The following is a 17,546-nucleotide window of genomic DNA, read 5'->3' on the forward strand; positions in this document are numbered from 1 at the left end:
CCAAATTTTTGGGGGCTTTTTATCAAAAAACTTTTTACTTGGGACTCCAGCCGTTTTTTCATCCTGACAAACAAACTAAAAACCAATCCATTACTGATGTATATTTGTTTTTTAGAATTTTTTGTTAATGCTCGTATCATTAGATAAAAAAACATTTTCTTTGTATCGTAAAAAAATAAAAATTACTACATGAATAAGGTGGAATTCAATTTCAATAAATGGAATACAATTACAGGTTGGTTTGCATTTGCAGTTGCATTAATAACATACACTCTTACTGTCGAGCCTACAATGAGTTTTTGGGATTGTGGCGAATACATTGCCACAGCAGCTAAACTAGAAGTAGGACACCCACCAGGAGCTCCTTTATTTCAAATGATTGGTGCTTTTTTCGCCATGTTTGCCTTAGATAAAGAACATATTGCTTTGATGGTTAATATGACTTCTGTCTTTTCTAGCGCCTTTACCATTTTATTTATGTTTTGGTCATCGACCATGATTCTAAAAAAATTGATTTCTCGTTTTTCAGAAATTGATACAAATAACGCTATCGTAATCCTTGGAAGTTCTTTAGTAGGAGCATTAGCCTATACTTTTTCTGATAGTTTCTGGTTCAATGCTGTTGAAGCCGAAGTATATGCAATGGCATCGCTACTTATTTCCTTACTTTTTTGGTTGGGACTTCGATGGGAACAAGACATGAATACTGCTCGAGGTGACAAATGGTTGTTAATCATTTCACTTGTTATAGGACTTTCATTTGGAGTTCACTTTATGGCGCTATTGACCATTCCTGCTATTGGTTTTCTATATTATTTTAAAAATTACAAAGAGGTTACCATCAAAAACTTCTTGATTGCTAATGTGGTTGTAATTGCTATTTTATTATTTATTTTTAAATTACTGTTACCACTAACAATGGCTTTCTTTGGTAAAACCGAAGTTTTCATGGTGAATGACTTAGGACTACCCTTCGATTCAGGAACTATTTTTGTAGCCTTATTATTCATTGCGTTCTTTTATTTCGGATTAAAATACACCAAACAAAAAGGGCTGGTTTTCTACAACACCATCATTCTTTGTATTTTATTTATCTTAATTGGTTTCTCTACTTGGATGATGTTACCTATTCGTGCCAATGCAAATACCGTAATTAATGAAAATAAACCTTCGGATGCTGCCGAAGTTTTAGCCTACTACAATAGAGAACAATACGGCGTGAATCCTTTATTTTACGGACCACAATACACAGAATCATTTGCTGGATTAGACAAAGACAATCCGTATTTAGACAAAGCGCCTAACTACGAAAGAGATTATAAAACGGGTAAATATGTAATCACTAATAACTTCAAAAAAGCGGAACAAAATGGTGATGACAGTCAAAAGACTATTTTACCAAGAATGTGGAGTCCTGATCATATTGAAAATTATATGAATTTCACAAACCCACCCGCTTTTAAACTAAATCCTGATTATCCTTATGAAAATGATTTGGCTAAATACGGTATTGATGCTAGCAAACTTACGGAAGAAGAATACAACAAATCGGTTGCTCAATTAAGAAATGAGGTTGAAAAAATTGTAACTGAATTTAGACAAGCTTACGCTCAAAAACAAATTGACAATGAAGGATATATCTCATTTCTTAAAAGTTATGGCGATTATTTAATTGTTGAAAAACCATCTACAATTGACAATTTCAGTTTCATGGTTGAATACCAATTTGGCTATATGTACTGGAGGTATTTAATGTGGAATTTTGTTGGACGTCAAAGTGATGTTCAAGGAAAATATGACAACTTAAATGGCAATTGGATAAGCGGAATCAAATTTATGGACAGCTTACATTTAGGCTCTCAAGATAATTTACCTTCGGATGTATTGAACAACAAAGGACGCAATACGTATTTCTTTTTACCTTTTATTTTAGGACTTATTGGATTAATGTATCATGCTAATAAAGATTTAAAAAGCTTTTATGTGCTATTAGCTTTATTCCTTTTTACAGGAATTGCTTTGAAAATATACTTAAACGAAAGGCCTTTTGAACCTCGCGAAAGAGATTATGCTTTAGTAGGTTCCTTTTATGTTTTTGCCATTTGGATAGGATTTGGTGTCTACGCATTATATGAAAGTGCCCGAAACTATTTAGCCCCAAAAATTGCTGGACCAGTACTTATTGGAGCCTGTTTATTAGCAGCCCCAGTATTGATGGCGTATCAAAACTGGGATGATCACGACCGTTCAAACAGATACACTGCTGTTGCATTAGCAAAATCTTATTTAACTTCTTGTGATCCAAATGCTATATTATTCACCATTGGTGACAACGATACATTCCCGCTTTGGTATGCGCAAGAAATAGAAAAAGTACGAACTGATGTTAAAATTGTAAATACTAGTCTTTTCATGACCGATTGGTACATAGACCAAATGAAAACTAAAACATACGAGTCAGAACCATTGCCTGTCTCTTTCAACCACGATGAGTATGTAGGTGACAAGTTAGACTATGTGGCTTATATTCAAAAAATTGAAAGCAGATGGGATATTAAGGATTTTATTAATTTTATTAAAAATCCTAAATCAACGGTGGAAATGCAAAATGGACAAACTATCCATTTTTATCCAACGAATAAAATCCGAATTACAATAAATAAGGATGACATCATTAAAAACAAGGTGGTATCTCCAAAATACTATGATTCAATTGTTCCTTATATTGACATTGATATAAAAGGAAGCGCTTTGTACAAAAACAGATTGATGATGTTAGATATCATAGCAAATAACAATTGGAAAAGACCAATTTATTTTAGCAATGGAGCTTTTGACGCTGAAGATTATTTATGGATGAAGGATTACCTTCAACTAGAAGGAATGGCGTACAAATTAGTTCCTATAAGAACTCCTCTTCCAAAAGATGGTAGTCCACTAGACATGGGTATGATTGATTCAGACAAACTATACAATAATGTTATGAAAATGGATTGGGGAAATAGCGAAAGCCTATCTATTTATCACGATCCTGAAACAAGAAAGAATAGTATTAATTACCGTTCTTACCTTGCCAGATTGATGAATCAACTTATTGTAGAAGGTAAAAAAGAAAAAGCTAAAAATATTATTGATCTCGCTATGGCTAAAATGCCACTAGAAAAATTTGATTATTATTCTTTAGTCGACCCTTTTGCAAAAGGATATTATGCTATTGGTGAAAAAGCAAAAGCGCAAGACTTACTAAAAAAATTAATCAAAAAATACCAAGAAAATCTTGATTACTACAGCAAACTAGACCCATCAGAACAAACTAGTATTGCAATTGAAATCATCACAGATTTAGAACGCTATAGAGGTTTATTACAAGTAGCGAAAGAAAGTGGCGACATGGCTTTTTACAACCAATGCAAAACGCCTTTCAACACCTACATCAACATCTTTGAACGTTTTGGTCGTGAAAAAGAATAATGAATTACAAAATGTAAAATTTAATAAATAAAAAATGTGGTACTCAAAAAGTACTGCATTTTTTATTTACTTTAATACAAACAAAATGAGCTTCTACTGGATAAAAACAAGGTCGTTTATAAAAAAACTATTCTTTGATTATGTTTGGGATGTTCCCAATAAACAACATAAAGTCTACCTCACTTTTGACGATGGCCCAACACCAGAGGTAACACAATGGGTTTTAGATGAATTGAAAAAATACAACGCTAAGGCAAGCTTTTTTTGTATTGGCAATAACATCCTGAAACACCCTGAACTGTTCAGAAAAGTAATGGAAGAAGGCCATGCAATAGGAAATCACACTTTTGATCATTTAAATGGCTGGAAAACAGAAACAGAAAAATATTTAGAGAATACCAAACTTTGTGAAGACACTATCCAGAATAACAATAACGGATTGAAATCAAAACTATTTCGTCCGCCTTACGGCAAAATAAAAGCAGCTCAAGCTAAAAAAATTCACCAATTAGGATATAAAATAATTATGTGGGATGTGCTTAGCGCAGATTTTGACCAAACCATTTCTCCCGAAAAATGTTTAGAGAATGTAATTTCGAATGTAAAATCAGGAAGTGTAATTGTATTCCATGATAGTATAAAAGCACAAAAAAATCTTTTGTACGCATTACCAAAGACCTTGGAATTTTTAAAAACAAATGGATTTGTATTTGATTCCTTGGAATGTATTGAAAACTAAATCAATTTTACTCTTATACAAAACTATTTTGACAGCCTTCTTCTTTGATTGATTTCTAATGAATCAGAAGTGCTTTTAGTAGGAATTGGCGTAACTTTTACAGCAGCATCCTTTTCTTTCTTCTTTGCTTTTCTTTTTTTCTTTTCTTCCGCTTTAATCAAAACATCAACACTAGCTTTTTCTTTATCTAATCGCTTAGATACTTGATCAAACATGGCTTTATATTCTTCATAGTTTGCCGCATAGTAAACACTACTTTTTGCAAATTGCAAACTGTCAATTTTATATTTCTTATAAATATATTGCTTTGGAGTTATTCGATTAGAATCTAAAACAGCAGCTGCTTGATATTTTATAGCCTCAAGTAAAGACAGGTCATACATGATATTGACCATTACCGATTTTTCAATAAGTTTATTGGGTTTTTTAACCACCTCTTCTTTACAACTTAGAAAAACAAGAATCCCTAAAAGCGCTATTATTTTTTTCATCTTCGTTTTTTATCTTTCAAATAACAATCGTTTTCCTGCTTTAATTTCTTTCACTTTAAATGCAGAATAAACCATTTGTCCGTTTACAAAAGTATGTGTAATTCTAGATTTAAAAGTAAATCCTTCAAATGGAGACCATCCACATTTTGATAAAATATTTTCTTTTTTCACACTCCATGGCAATCCTGGATTTACAATAGCTAAATCCGCATAATACCCCACTTTGATAAAACCACGTTTTTCAATTTTGAAAATCTTAGCTGGATTGTGACACATTTTCTCCACAATTTTTTCTACGCTTATTTTACCTTGGTGATGTGCTTCAAACATAGCTACAACAGCATGTTGCACGAGCGGTCCTCCCGAAGGCGCGTTAAGATAGGATTGGCTTTTTTCTTCCAATGTATGTGGCGCATGATCCGTGGCAATCACATCAATTCGGTCATCTAACAACGCTTCCCAAAGTGCTTTACGATCATCTGCAGTCTTAACTGCTGGGTTCCATTTTATAAAATTCCCTTTAGTAGCATAATCTTCATTAGTAAACCACAAATGATGAATACAAACTTCGGCAGTAATTTTCTTTTCTTCCAATGGAATTTTATTGGTAAATAAATCCATTTCTTTTGCTGTAGAAAGATGAAAAATATGCAAACGAGCGCCTGTTTTTTTAGCCAAAGCAATTGCTTTTGAAGAAGAAATATAGCAGGCTTCGGCACTTCGAATAAGGTGATGAACCGTTACTGGAACATCCTCGCCAAACTCTTCTTTGTATTTTTGCAAATTATTTTTAATAGTTGTTTCATCCTCACAATGCACTGCTATTAGCATCGGTGTACTTGAAAATATTCTTTCTAATGTAGCTTCATTATCAACTAGCATATTTCCGGTTGAAGAACCTAGAAATATTTTTATTCCCGCCACATTTTTTGGATTCGTTTTTAAAACTTCTTCCAAATTATCATTAGTTGCCCCCATCATAAACGAATAATTCGCATAAGAATTTCGGGATGCAATTTCATATTTTTCTTCTAAAATCTCCTGAGTAACTGCGTTAGGAACCGTATTAGGCTGTTCAATATATGAGGTGATTCCTCCTGCAACAGCTGCACGAGATTCTGATTCAATATCTCCTTTATGAGTAAGCCCTGGTTCTCTAAAATGAACCTGATCATCAATTGCGCCAGGAATCAAGTAATTCCCTTCGGCATCAATAATTTGACATTCTGAAGACTTTGCACTTATACTTTCTGAAATTTCAACAATTAAGTCATTTTCAATTAATATATCGCCTTCAAAAATCGCCCCTTCATTTACTATCTTGGCATTCTTAATTAAAACCCTATTCATCGTATCTTCTTCTTATAATGTGTTTATTAATTTTTTCAATCGAAGTGCAATAACTCCAAAAACAGCTTCAATAATAATGGAGTTGCTCATCTTGGACTGCCCTTTTGTTCTATCTGTAAATATAATAGGAACCTCAACTATTTCAAAATTTTTACAGAACGTTCTGTATTTCATTTCAATTTGAAAAGCATAGCCCACAAACTTAATTTTATTTAAATTGATGCTTTCTAACACTTGTCGTTTATAACAAACAAAGCCAGCAGTAGCATCATGAATTTTCATTCCGGTAATTATTCGCACATAAACGGATGCAAAATAAGACATCAAAACTCTGCTCAATGGCCAGTTAACTACATTTACTCCGGTCACATATCGTGAACCTATAGCTAAATCCGCATCTCCAAAATGACAGGCATTATATAACTTTTCTAAATCATTTGGATTGTGTGAAAAATCTGCGTCCATTTCAAAAATAAAATCATATTGATGTTGCATTGCCCATTTAAAACCATGAACATAAGCGGTTCCTAAACCTGATTTTTTAGTTCTTTTTTCTAAAAATAATCTACCTTCAAATTCTGATTGAAGCAAAACTACTTTATCAGCAGTATGATCTGGCGAATTATCGTCAATAATAAGAACATGAAAGGGTTTATGTTGCGAAAGCACTGCTCTAATGATGCTTTCTATGTTTTCAATTTCGTTATAGGTAGGAATTATAACAATACAATCGTTCATATTTTCGAGTAATTTCAACGCAAAAGTAAACTTTTTATGGCATTTGATTCCTACGAAAATAATATTTGTTTTTAAAAGGAATATGGTATCACCGTTCTTCATGTATATTTGTATTTTGAATCAGGGCGATTTCATAATAAATTTATAATAAAAAGAATAATATAAAAATTAGTAATTTTGTAAAGCTATGATTGATTACCTACTTCATCCGAGAATAACTGAAAACAAAGATTGGGCAACCTTTTTGTTTCTGTTGTCGTTTATCATTATTGCTTTCACTAAATCGGTTTTCGAAAATCGGTTTAATGATTTTATAAACCTGATTTTTTCGGATAAATATATCAAAGTATATAGGGATAGTAGCCACCTTAAAAGTGGTTTTACAATATCTTTATTTTTAGTACAAGTTATATCATTGGCATTTTTCATCCAACTTTCGTTACATATTTTTGGCTATGCCTCAAAAACAGATTGGATACTTTACATACAAATTACCACCTTTCTTATTTTCTTTATTTTATCGAAATTTTTGATTGAAAAAATCATTGCAACATCATTCAATATAGAAGAATTCGTAGAACAATTTAATCTTCAAAAGGTTACCTATAGAACTTATATTGGTCTTTTTCTACTCCCAATTGACATTATTTTGTTTTATTATGACAATTTTTCAAGAAGTATTCCAGTCATAATGATTGGCGTAGTATTAGTAATTAATGTACTTACCTATTTTATTTCAATAAAAAATTATCAAAATTTAATATTCAGTAAGTTGTTTTATTTTATTTTATATCTTTGCGCTTTTGAAATAGCCCCCTATTATTTTATATATTATTGGTTTACAAAAGGGATTGCTTAGAAACTGTTAGATATGAAAGTGAAAACAATTTTGGTGTCACAGCCCGAGCCTAAAGTGGAGAATTCTCCTTACTTTGAGCTCCAACAAAAACATAAAGTAAAAATTGATTTCAGACCTTTTATTCATGTAGAAGGGGTTAACGCGAAAGAAATTAGGCTACAAAAAATCGACCTTAATAATTATACGGCGATTATTTTAACAAGTAAAAATGCTGTTGATCACTTTTTTAGAGTTGCTGACGAAATGCGCTTTAAAGTTCCTGAAGGATTGAAATATTTTTGTCAATCAGAAGCGATTGCTTTTTACTTACAAAAATATGTAGTTTACAGAAAACGTAAAATATACGTTGGTCCGAAAGATTTTGCAGATTTATCTCCACTAATTAAAAAATACAAAGACGAAAAGTTCTTGCTTCCTGCTTCAGATCAACTGAATGCGGATGCTCCTATAACTCTAAATGCTTTAAAAGTAGACTGGACTCCAGCTGTTTTTTACAAAACAGTAATGAGTGACTTGTCTGATTTGGCTGATGTGTATTATGATGTATTAGCTTTCTTTAGTCCAACTGGAATAAAATCATTGTTTAAAAACTTTCCAGATTTCGAACAAAATAATACCAGAATTGCAGTTTTTGGAAGTACTACTCAAAAAGAAGCTTTGGAACACGGATTACGCATTGACATTATGGCGCCAACTCCTGGAACTCCATCAATGACAATGGCTTTAGAAAAATATATTATTGAAGCTAACAAAGGAAAATAAAATTAGTTTCCAAAATAAATAAAATCAAACCATCCAATCTGGATGGTTTTTTTATGCTTTAAAAAAGGCAAAAATCAATTCTCAAATAGCAGGAATTAGATAGTAACAAACATTTGATATAATTACTAAACAAAAAAATCCGTCTCGTTTAAACAAGACGGATGATTTATATTTTTGAGCGAAAATTAATTCCTTCTACCGCCCATATATATTGAAACATAATACAACAAGGTCGCAATAGAACCTAAAGCAGCAACCACATACGTTCTAGCTGCCCATTTCAATGAATCTTCTGCACCAGAATACTCAGCTCTATTCAACATATTTTCATTTTTTAACCAAGCTAATGCGCGATTACTCGCATCGTACTCAACTGGCAAAGTAATTATAGAAAACAAAGTTGTTGCGGCAAAAATAATAATTCCAATTAGCAACAATTGCGGAAAAGTTCTAATCATTAAGATTCCAGCAAGCAAAATCCATTGCATATAAGTTGATGCAACATTTACTATTGGAACTAATTGTGAGCGCATAGTCAACCATTGATATCCTACAGCATGTTGTACAGCATGTCCACATTCGTGAGCAGCTACTGCAGCAGCCGCAGCGTTTCTTTGATTGTAAACCGCCTCACTTAAGTTAACTGTTTTATCCACCGGATTATAATGATCTGTTAATTGCCCTGGTGTAGAAATTACCCTCACATCAAAAATTCCATTATCAGCTAGCATTTTCTCAGCGATTTCGGCACCGGACATTCCGTTTTGTAATTGCAATTTAGAATAATGTTCAAATTTGCTTTTTAGTCTTGAACTAACTAACCAGCTAAATAGCATAATTGCTCCAGCAAGAATCAAATAACTCATTCCCATATTTTTGTTTGTTTTTATGTTTAAAATAAAACATCAAATTTTGAACCAAATTTTAAGAATGTCAATTTGGCATCATTATAAAAAATGGCAATAGCAATGTCAATAACAATAGTGCTTACAATAAAAAAATCCAAACTCTAATTGAACATAGTCAATAGAATTTGGATTTTTTAAATTTACATTTTTCAATGACATTGTTATTAGCATTGAAATTGATGCTTTTTCTAGCCAACCAAGTTGATAATTTTCCCAGGAACAATAATCACTTTATTAGGCGTTTTGCCATCTAATTGTTTGATTGTTCTTTCGTCCTTCATTACAATTTCCTCGATTTGTTCCTTTGTTAAATCCAAAGGCAAAATTATAGTAAAACGCATTTTTCCATTGAAAGAAACTGGATATTCTTTACTACTTTCTACCAAATGTTGCGCATCGAAAATTGGAAAATCAACCGTTGCAATTGAACCTGTGTTTCCTAACAACGACCATAATTCTTCCGCAATATGTGGTGCATAAGGCGAAATTACAATCGCTAATGGTTCTAAAATCGCACGAGAATGACAGTTTTGAGTTGACAATTCATTCACGCAAATCATAAACTGAGAAACCGATGTATTGAAAGAGAAACTCTCAATATCCTCTGCTACTTTTTTAATAGTTTTATGCAATGATTTTAAGTTGTCTTTCGTTGGTTCATCATTAGTTACTATTAAACCATTATCATCAAAATACAAACGACACAATTTTTTCAAGAAACCAAAAACCCCCGAAATACCAGCAGTGTTCCAAGGTTTTGCTTGTTCCAATGGCCCCAAGAACATTTCATATAAACGAAGTGTATCCGCTCCGTACTCTGTACAAATATCATCCGGAGTTACCACATTGTATTTGGATTTCGACATTTTTTCGATTTCGCGACCTACAATATATTTTCCGCTTTCTTCGCAAATGAATTCTGCATCAGCGTAATCTTCTCTCCAATTTTTGAATCTTTCAATATCTAATTCATCAGAAGAATTCACCATTGAAACATCCACATGAATAGGCTGCACGTTTTTCCCTTCTATTTTATTTTTCGAAACATACGTATTTGTTCCCTCTACTCTATAAACAAATGCACTCATTCCCAAGATCATTCCCTGATTAATCAGTTTTTTGAAGGGCTCTTCGGTAGGCGCAAAACCTTTGTCTTTTAAAAACTTGTTCCAAAAACGAGAATACAATAAGTGACCTGTTGCATGTTCGCTTCCGCCAATGTATAAATCTACACTTTCCCAATATTTCAAAGCTTCTTGACTAGCAAATTCACCTTGATTATGGGCATCCATATAACGCATCCAATACCAAGAACTTCCTGCCCAACCTGGCATCGTGTTTAATTCTAATGGAAAAATAGTTTGGTTCTCGACTGCGCTCGAACTGACAACCTTGTTATTAACACTGTCCCAAGCCCAAACCAAAGCGTTTCCTAAAGGCGGTTGCCCATCTTCTGTTGGTAAATACTTTTCAACTTCAGGTAAAATTATTGGTAAATGTTGTGCATCAATCATTTGCGGCAAGCCATTTACATAATATACTGGAAACGGTTCTCCCCAATAGCGTTGACGAGAGAAAACGGCATCACGCAAACGGTAATTGATTTTTCCTTTTCCTTGGTTTATCTTTTCTAATTCGGCAATAACTTTCTTCGTTGCTTCTTTGTAATTCAGCCCATTTAAGAAATCTGAATTTGCAATTTCTACATTATCTTTAGAACCATAAGCTGCTTCCGAAATATCAACATTGGCAAAAATGTTTTTGATTTCTTGCATTGCCCCCGAAGTTTCGGGATTGCCTCTGAAGAAATTTGCAAAAGCATAATCTCTTTCGTCTCCACAAGGAACCGCCATTACTGCTCCTGTTCCATATCCTGCCAAAACATAATCTCCAATCCAAACCGGAATTGGTTCTTTAGTGAACGGATGCTCTGCATACGCTCCTGTAAACACACCTGAAATAGTTTTTACATCAGCCATACGCTCTCTTTCGGAACGTTTAGCTGTTTTTTCTATATAGGCTTCAACGGCTTGTTTTTGTTCTGGAGTTGTGATTTGAGCAACCAATTCGTGTTCTGGTGCCAATGTCATAAACGTAACTCCGAAGATTGTATCAGGTCTTGTAGTAAACACATCGATATATTGTTGCTCGCTTTCGACTTTTGACTTTTGACTTTCGACTTTAAAAGAAACCATTGCTCCAACAGATTTTCCAATCCAGTTTCGTTGGCTTTCTTTGATACTTTCACTCCAATCAATATCATTCAATCCCTGAAGCAAACGTTCCGCATAGGCAGAAATTCTCATACTCCATTGTGTCATTTTCTTACGAACAACGGTAAAACCACCACGTTCTGAAACCCCATTTACAATTTCGTCATTCGCTAGAACGGTTCCTAATCCAGGACACCAGTTTACCTCAGTCTCGGCTAAATAAGTCATTCTGTATTGTAGCAAGATTTTCTCCTGCTGTTCTTTTGCGAAAGCGTTCCATTCATTTGCTGAAAAGCTTTCAATATTATCATCACAAACGGCATTTACATTTGCATTTCCTTCTGTTGAAAAAATAGAAACTAAAGTCGAAATATCTTCTGCTTTGTCACTGTTTTTATTGTACCAAGAATTGAATAATTGAATAAAAATCCATTGTGTGTGTTTGTAATAATCTGGATTTGAAGTACGCACTTCTCTACCCCAATCAAATGAAAATCCAATTTTATCCAATTGTTTTCTATAACCGGCAATTTTATTTCCGTCTTTATCAAAACCTCCGTCAATATTTACCGAAGTTGTGTCTTCAGGACGTTGCCCCGTTTGAATAGCATATTGTTCCGCTGGGAGTCCAAAACTATCATAACCCATAGGATGCAAGACGTTAAAACCTTGATGTCTTTTATACCTTGAATACACATCAGAGGCAATATATCCCAACGGATGCCCTACGTGTAAGCCTGCTCCTGATGGATAAGGAAACATATCAAGTACGTAATATTTAGGTTTTATTGAATTATTTTCGGCTTTAAACGTTTGGTTTTCTAACCAATATTTCTGCCATTTGGCTTCTATTTCAATCGGATTGTATTTCATTATTGCTTTTTAAATTAAGTTATGCTAAAGCATACTCAAGTCATTTTTATAAAAATTCTAAAAGAGACATGGAGACAAAGCCGTAGAGACTTTCTCACGATGACCGTTTTCAGGTGCCAAATTTACGTTTATTGTACGAAAGTTAAAACTTTGAGGGTTATTAACTTTAAATAAAGAAATTCTTTATTATTTTTACCCCATAATTACAGTAAACTATGAGTTCTTCCTTTGATAAATTTCAAAAACGCAGGTTAATTTCCTCTTATTTTTCAGTTGTACTAAGTGTATTCTTGGTTTTATTTCTGTTGGGAATGTTGGGTCTTTTCATTATAAATTCTAAAAAATTAGCTGACGATTTCAAAGAGAATATTGCAATGACCGTATTCTTCAAAAACGAAGCTAATGATACTATTCTAAAAAGTTTTGGAACAGAATTAAAAAAAGCTCCTTTTTCAAAAACCTATGTATTTGTTTCCAAAGAAGCTGCTGCAAAGCAACATACTGATATTATTGGGGAAGATTTCGTTACGTTTTTAGGCGAAAATCCTTTACAAAACTCTTATGACATTCACTTAAAAGCGGATTATGTATTTAGAGACAGCATCTCAAAAATAGAAAGTCGCTTGCGCAGAAATCCTATGATTTCGGATATTGTTTATGACAAGCAATTAGTAAATTTAGTGAATGACAATATCAAAAAAGTAAGTATGTGGATCCTTATAGTAAGTGGATTTTTGACTGTGATTGCCGTTTTGTTAATCAACAGTTCACTTCGTTTATCCATTCATTCAAACCGATTTATCATTAAAACCATGCAAATGGTTGGTGCAACCAAATCATTTATCAGAAAACCATTTGTAATGCGAAGCATACGACTTGGAATGATTGGTTCTGGATTAGCGATTCTTGCCTTGATTGGAGTTTTGGGGTATCTTGAAAATAATTTCCCAAATCTTGGAATTCTAGACGATAAATTTTTAATTGGATTAGTATTAGTAACTGTTTTTGGAATTGGAATACTAATTACTTGGTTGAGTACATATTTTGCAACACAACGTTTCTTGAATTTAAGAACAGACGATTTATACTAATGTTTATTCGTTGATTTGGTTATTTGTTTATTCAAATTCTAGCCATTCAGCTTTCTAAATCTACATCATAAAAATGAAAAACAACGAACAAAAACAAGAATTCCTTTTCGAAAAAATAAATTACAAAATTCTCTTAATTGGGATTGGAGTAATTGCTTTAGGATTTATACTTATGTCTGGTGGTGGAAGCGAAGATCCAACTGTTTTCAATGAAGATATTTTTAATTTTAGAAGAATTCGCTTGGCACCAACTACCGTTCTTGTTGGTTTTGCCATTACCGTTTATGCCATTCTAAAAAATCCAAAAAAAGCATAAATGAATACTTTACAAGCCATTATTCTTGCCATTATTGAAGGAATTACAGAGTTTTTACCCGTTTCTTCAACTGGTCATATGATTATTGCCTCTTCTTTTTTTGGCATTGAGCATGATGAATTCACTAAACTTTTTACAATTGTTATCCAACTTGGAGCTATATTATCAGTAGTTGTTTTGTATTTCAAACGATTCTTTCAATCTTTTGATTTTTATTTCAAATTACTTGTTGCTTTTATTCCTGCAGTAGTTTTTGGATTACTTTTCAGCAAAAAAATAGATGCCTTGCTAGAAAGTCCGGTTACAGTTGCCATTTCTCTTTTGGCAGGAGGAATTATTTTATTAAAAGTTGATGATTGGTTTTCAGTTCCAGAAGTTGGCTCTCCAGTAAGCAAAAAAATCACTTATCTTCAAGCATTTAAAATTGGATTGTTCCAATGTTTAGCAATGGTACCTGGAGTTTCCCGAAGCGGAGCAAGTATTGTAGGCGGAATGTCACAAAAATTATCCCGTACTACAGCAGCTGAATTTTCTTTTTTTCTGGCGGTTCCAACAATGTTAGGTGCTACAGCAAAAAAATGTTATGATTATTACAAAGATGGTTTTGTATTAACCAATGACCAAATTAGTTTTTTAGTAATTGGAAATATCGTTGCATTTATAGTGGCACTTTTAGCCATAAAATCATTTATAGAATTTTTAAGTAAAAAAGGCTTTAAAATTTTTGGCTATTATAGAATTATAGCTGGAATTATTTTATTGTTAATTCACTTTTTCATTCACCCACTGACTATTATTTAATGACAGCCGAAGACTATTTAAACGGACAAATTTTATTAATAGATAAACCTTTGCATTGGACTTCATTTCAAGCGGTCAACAAAATGAAATGGGCTTTAAAAAGCAAATTAAATCTTCCAAAAAAATTCAAGATTGGTCATGCAGGAACTTTAGATCCATTAGCATCTGGACTGCTATTAGTTTGTACGGGTAAGTTTACCAAAAAAATTACAGAACTTCAAGGTCAACCTAAAGAGTATACTGGGACTTTCTTTATTGGAGCCACTACACCATCTTATGATTTAGAAACTGATATTGACCAAACCTTTCCAACTTCGCATATTGATGAAGCTTTAATACACGAAACGGTAAAGCAATTCTTAGGTGAAATAGATCAAAAACCACCTATTTTTTCGGCTATAAAAAAAGACGGCGTTCGTTTATACGAACATGCTCGTGCGGGAGAAACGGTAGAAATTGCAAGCAGAAAAACTACTATTCACGAATTTGAAATCACCAGAATTGCACTTCCTGAAATTGACTTCAGAGTGGTTTGCAGCAAAGGAACTTATATTCGTTCTCTAGCATATGATTTTGGAAAAGCCATGAATTCTGGTTCTCATTTAACGGTTTTGCGCCGAACAAAAATTGGAAATTATAACGTTAAAAATGCCTTAGATGTCACCTTGTTTGAAGATTCTATTGTTACAAACTAAGCATTAAATCCAGAATTTCATTCTGTGTACTCAATCCTTTGTCATGCAAATACCATAATTGCAATTCTGCTTTGGCTGTTTCGTCAATAACACCATGTTCTTTTTTGTAATTATTCATAAATTCAATCGCTCCTTTTGGTCTTGGACCCCAATGACCAAGAACATCACCAGTTGCTTTTTCAATTATAATCAGTTTAGGAATAGCTCTTGTGCCATTTGTTAAAAAATGATTCATCGTATCTTCATTTTCATCGCGTAAAGCTATTTTCATTTCTATTTTCTTATTGGATTCTTGCACCATTTTATTGAAAACAGGAAGCAATTGTGCTGCATCACCACACCAACCTTCGGCAAGAACTAACCAGATATACTCTTTTTTTAAAGCCTGAAGTTTTACCACATTTTCTGCTGAAATTTTCATAGTCTTATCCAAACGATTCAACCTTGTTTCGTTCAATATACTATAATGAGTTAGCTTTTCAGATTGTTCATTCCCTGTTGATTTACCTTCTAGCAACAAATCTGAAATTAATTTTCTGTATTCTGAATAAGAATGGCTATTGAATAATGCTTTTGCAATAGAAACTTTCATAGTTTTTGGTTTTTATTTATGGCTCAAAATTAGCTTTAATAAAAAACAGAAAAGGTGACTTTTATTACTTAACAAAAGTAAATTCGGAAAAAATAATCGCCTCTTTAATTTGAAAATGTTTTTTAAAAATAAAACCTAAATTATTTTAAAAACACTATTTAAAAAAAAACAGAATATCCCTATATTTGCACCCAAACAACTCAAGATACACATGAAATATAAAAGAATTCTTCTGAAATTAAGTGGTGAAGCTTTAATGGGCGACTTACAATATGGAATTGACCCAAAAAGATTAGCTGAATACGCTGATGAAATCAAACAAATTCATGCTAAAGGAGTAGAAATTGCCATTGTAATAGGTGGAGGAAATATTTTCAGAGGTGTTGCTGGTGCAAGTTCAGGAATGGACAGAGTACAAGGCGATTATATGGGAATGCTCGCTACCGTTATTAATGGAATGGCATTACAAGGTGCGCTTGAAGACAAAGGAATGAAAACGCGTTTGCAAACTGCCTTAAAAATGGAATCTATTGCTGAACCTTATATCAAAAGAAGAGCAGATCGTCATCTTGAAAAAGGACGAATTGTAATTTTCGGAGCAGGAACTGGAAATCCATACTTTACAACAGATACTGCAGCTGTTTTACGTGGTATAGAAATTAACGCTAATGTGATTTTGAAAGGAACTCGCGTTGATGGTGTTTACGATTCTGACCCAGAGAAAAATGCTTCGGCGGTAAAATTTGATTTTATTTCTTTTGAAGATGTATTGAAAAAAGGATTGAATGTAATGGACACGACTGCTTTCACATTGAGCCAAGAAAACAAACTTCCAATTGTGGTTTTTGACATGAATAAAGTAGGTAATTTATTAAAAATCTGCGAAGGAGAAAACATCGGAACCGTAGTAAATATATAGTTAATGATTATGGGTTTTTGATTTTTAAAAATAGCCAAAACCCAAAATGCAAAATCTAAAAAAATGACTGAAGAAATTGAATTTATATTAGATAGTACTAAAGAATCTATGGCAGGTTCTATTGCACATTTAGAAAAATCGTTTTTAAATATTCGTGCAGGAAAAGCATCTCCAGCAATGTTGGGAAGCGTTTTTGTTGATTATTATGGATCTGCAACACCACTTTCTCAAGTTTCAAAAATCAGCGTTCCTGATGCAAGAACGATTACTTTACAACCTTTTGAAAAAAATATGTTACAACCTATCGAAAAAGCAATCATGATTGCTAATATAGGTTTTAACCCAATGAATAATGGAGATGTGGTTATTATAAGTGTTCCGCCATTGACCGAAGAAAGAAGACGTGATCTTGCAAAACAAGCAAAATCTGAAGCCGAAGATGCAAAAGTAGGTATTAGAAATGCCCGTAAAGACGCCAATACCGAAATTAAAAAACTAGAAAAAGAAGGAACTTCAGAAGACATTTGTAAAAGTGCTGAAGATGAAGTGCAAAACTTGACAAACAGTTTTATAAAAAAAATTGATGAGCTTCTTGTAATAAAAGATGCTGAAATCATGAAAGTATAACTTCGAATGAAGCTATCTCAAAAATCCGTCTCGTGAAATAACCAGACGGATTTTTTTATTCTTATTTTTGCCTTACCAAAAACAATTACATCCGTTTTGTC

The 17,546-nt window shown here is 33.0% G+C and carries 16 protein-coding genes; 10 read left to right on the forward strand and 6 right to left on the reverse strand.

Going from position 1 to position 17,546, the window contains the following annotated elements:
* Positions 1–189: 189 nt before the first annotated feature.
* The gene (locus C8C88_RS04775) at positions 190–3,471 is read left to right on the forward strand and encodes a DUF2723 domain-containing protein (protein ID WP_121337020.1); all 3,282 of its coding nucleotides are present in this window, start codon (positions 190–192) and stop codon (positions 3,469–3,471) included.
* A gap of 85 nt (positions 3,472–3,556) precedes the next feature.
* Positions 3,557–4,210, forward strand: coding sequence for a polysaccharide deacetylase family protein (locus C8C88_RS04780; protein WP_121338568.1), 654 nt, complete (start codon positions 3,557–3,559; stop codon positions 4,208–4,210).
* A gap of 23 nt (positions 4,211–4,233) precedes the next feature.
* Here C8C88_RS04780 and C8C88_RS04785 read toward each other — a convergent pair whose 3' ends face one another.
* From C8C88_RS04785 to C8C88_RS04795, 3 genes are read right to left on the reverse strand one after another with little or no spacing between them, the layout of a single operon-like run.
* The gene (locus C8C88_RS04785; protein ID WP_121337021.1) at positions 4,234–4,701 is read right to left on the reverse strand and encodes a DUF4296 domain-containing protein; all 468 of its coding nucleotides are present in this window, start codon (positions 4,699–4,701) and stop codon (positions 4,234–4,236) included.
* Positions 4,702–4,710: 9 nt separating this feature from the next.
* Positions 4,711–6,051, reverse strand: coding sequence for a dihydroorotase (locus tag C8C88_RS04790; RefSeq protein ID WP_121337022.1), 1,341 nt, complete (start codon positions 6,049–6,051; stop codon positions 4,711–4,713).
* 12 nt (positions 6,052–6,063) lie between these two features.
* Complete coding sequence (locus tag C8C88_RS04795) at positions 6,064–6,789, reverse strand: polyprenol monophosphomannose synthase (protein WP_121338569.1); 726 nt, start codon at positions 6,787–6,789, stop codon at positions 6,064–6,066.
* Between the two features lie 187 nt (positions 6,790–6,976).
* Between C8C88_RS04795 and C8C88_RS04800 the strand changes: the two genes are divergently transcribed.
* Positions 6,977–7,648: a DUF4271 domain-containing protein gene (locus C8C88_RS04800; protein WP_121337023.1), complete on the forward strand. Its 672-nt coding sequence runs from the start codon at positions 6,977–6,979 to the stop codon at positions 7,646–7,648.
* A 12-nt stretch (positions 7,649–7,660) separates the two neighbouring features.
* Positions 7,661–8,410, forward strand: coding sequence for a uroporphyrinogen-III synthase (locus C8C88_RS04805; protein WP_121337024.1), 750 nt, complete (start codon positions 7,661–7,663; stop codon positions 8,408–8,410).
* A 185-nt stretch (positions 8,411–8,595) separates the two neighbouring features.
* On the opposite strand, the gene C8C88_RS04810 is transcribed toward C8C88_RS04805, so the two are convergent.
* Both C8C88_RS04810 and leuS read right to left on the reverse strand, forming a co-directional pair.
* A complete protein-coding gene (locus C8C88_RS04810) occupies positions 8,596–9,282 on the reverse strand; it encodes a zinc metallopeptidase (RefSeq protein ID WP_121337025.1) in 687 nt (228 codons plus the stop codon).
* Positions 9,283–9,506: 224 nt separating this feature from the next.
* Positions 9,507–12,404 (reverse strand): leucine--tRNA ligase, encoded by a 2,898-nt coding sequence (gene leuS, locus C8C88_RS04815; RefSeq protein WP_121337026.1) that lies wholly within the window; start codon positions 12,402–12,404, stop codon positions 9,507–9,509.
* 215 nt (positions 12,405–12,619) lie between these two features.
* Between leuS and C8C88_RS04820 the strand changes: the two genes are divergently transcribed.
* The 4 genes from C8C88_RS04820 to truB all read left to right on the forward strand — a co-directional run bounded on the left by C8C88_RS04820 (position 12,620) and on the right by truB (position 15,307).
* Positions 12,620–13,495: an ABC transporter permease gene (locus C8C88_RS04820; RefSeq protein ID WP_121337027.1), complete on the forward strand. Its 876-nt coding sequence runs from the start codon at positions 12,620–12,622 to the stop codon at positions 13,493–13,495.
* Between the two features lie 73 nt (positions 13,496–13,568).
* Positions 13,569–13,811: a DUF3098 domain-containing protein gene (locus tag C8C88_RS04825; RefSeq protein ID WP_121337028.1), complete on the forward strand. Its 243-nt coding sequence runs from the start codon at positions 13,569–13,571 to the stop codon at positions 13,809–13,811.
* Positions 13,812–14,612 (forward strand): undecaprenyl-diphosphate phosphatase, encoded by an 801-nt coding sequence (locus C8C88_RS04830; protein ID WP_121337029.1) that lies wholly within the window; start codon positions 13,812–13,814, stop codon positions 14,610–14,612.
* Positions 14,612–15,307, forward strand: coding sequence for a tRNA pseudouridine(55) synthase TruB (gene truB, locus C8C88_RS04835; RefSeq protein ID WP_121337030.1), 696 nt, complete (start codon positions 14,612–14,614; stop codon positions 15,305–15,307). Before C8C88_RS04830 ends, truB begins: the two co-directional genes overlap by 1 nt.
* Here the strand turns inward: truB and C8C88_RS04840 are convergent.
* Entirely contained in the window at positions 15,297–15,899 is a 603-nt protein-coding gene (locus tag C8C88_RS04840; RefSeq protein WP_121337031.1) for a thioredoxin family protein, read from the reverse strand. The two genes, truB and C8C88_RS04840, sit on opposite strands and share 11 nt — an antisense overlap.
* Before the next feature lie 211 nt (positions 15,900–16,110).
* Here C8C88_RS04840 and pyrH point away from each other — a divergent pair, with 211 nt between their 5' ends.
* Complete coding sequence (gene pyrH / locus C8C88_RS04845) at positions 16,111–16,818, forward strand: UMP kinase (protein ID WP_121337032.1); 708 nt, start codon at positions 16,111–16,113, stop codon at positions 16,816–16,818.
* 63 nt (positions 16,819–16,881) lie between these two features.
* Positions 16,882–17,445: a ribosome recycling factor gene (gene frr, locus C8C88_RS04850; protein WP_121337033.1), complete on the forward strand. Its 564-nt coding sequence runs from the start codon at positions 16,882–16,884 to the stop codon at positions 17,443–17,445.
* The last annotated feature ends 101 nt before the right edge of the window (positions 17,446–17,546 follow it).

The sequence above is a fragment of the Flavobacterium sp. 123 genome (assembly GCF_003634825.1).
Taxonomy (GTDB): domain Bacteria; phylum Bacteroidota; class Bacteroidia; order Flavobacteriales; family Flavobacteriaceae; genus Flavobacterium.

What these genes read in the sequence shown, in the direction of transcription:
- C8C88_RS04775 (WP_121337020.1), top strand. Translation starts at nt 190, where the DNA reads ATGAATAAGGTGGAATTCAATTTCAATAAATGGAATACAATTACAGGT.
- C8C88_RS04840 (WP_121337031.1), bottom strand. Translation starts at nt 15,899, where the DNA reads ATGAAAGTTTCTATTGCAAAAGCATTATTCAATAGCCATTCTTATTCA.
- C8C88_RS04785 (WP_121337021.1), bottom strand. Translation starts at nt 4,701, where the DNA reads ATGAAAAAAATAATAGCGCTTTTAGGGATTCTTGTTTTTCTAAGTTGT.
- frr (WP_121337033.1), top strand. Translation starts at nt 16,882, where the DNA reads ATGACTGAAGAAATTGAATTTATATTAGATAGTACTAAAGAATCTATG.
- C8C88_RS04805 (WP_121337024.1), top strand. Translation starts at nt 7,661, where the DNA reads ATGAAAGTGAAAACAATTTTGGTGTCACAGCCCGAGCCTAAAGTGGAG.
- truB (WP_121337030.1), top strand. Translation starts at nt 14,612, where the DNA reads ATGACAGCCGAAGACTATTTAAACGGACAAATTTTATTAATAGATAAA.
- C8C88_RS04830 (WP_121337029.1), top strand. Translation starts at nt 13,812, where the DNA reads ATGAATACTTTACAAGCCATTATTCTTGCCATTATTGAAGGAATTACA.
- C8C88_RS04790 (WP_121337022.1), bottom strand. Translation starts at nt 6,051, where the DNA reads ATGAATAGGGTTTTAATTAAGAATGCCAAGATAGTAAATGAAGGGGCG.
- pyrH (WP_121337032.1), top strand. Translation starts at nt 16,111, where the DNA reads ATGAAATATAAAAGAATTCTTCTGAAATTAAGTGGTGAAGCTTTAATG.
- C8C88_RS04780 (WP_121338568.1), top strand. Translation starts at nt 3,557, where the DNA reads ATGAGCTTCTACTGGATAAAAACAAGGTCGTTTATAAAAAAACTATTC.
- C8C88_RS04825 (WP_121337028.1), top strand. Translation starts at nt 13,569, where the DNA reads ATGAAAAACAACGAACAAAAACAAGAATTCCTTTTCGAAAAAATAAAT.
- C8C88_RS04795 (WP_121338569.1), bottom strand. Translation starts at nt 6,789, where the DNA reads ATGAACGATTGTATTGTTATAATTCCTACCTATAACGAAATTGAAAAC.
- C8C88_RS04800 (WP_121337023.1), top strand. Translation starts at nt 6,977, where the DNA reads ATGATTGATTACCTACTTCATCCGAGAATAACTGAAAACAAAGATTGG.
- C8C88_RS04820 (WP_121337027.1), top strand. Translation starts at nt 12,620, where the DNA reads ATGAGTTCTTCCTTTGATAAATTTCAAAAACGCAGGTTAATTTCCTCT.
- leuS (WP_121337026.1), bottom strand. Translation starts at nt 12,404, where the DNA reads ATGAAATACAATCCGATTGAAATAGAAGCCAAATGGCAGAAATATTGG.
- C8C88_RS04810 (WP_121337025.1), bottom strand. Translation starts at nt 9,282, where the DNA reads ATGGGAATGAGTTATTTGATTCTTGCTGGAGCAATTATGCTATTTAGC.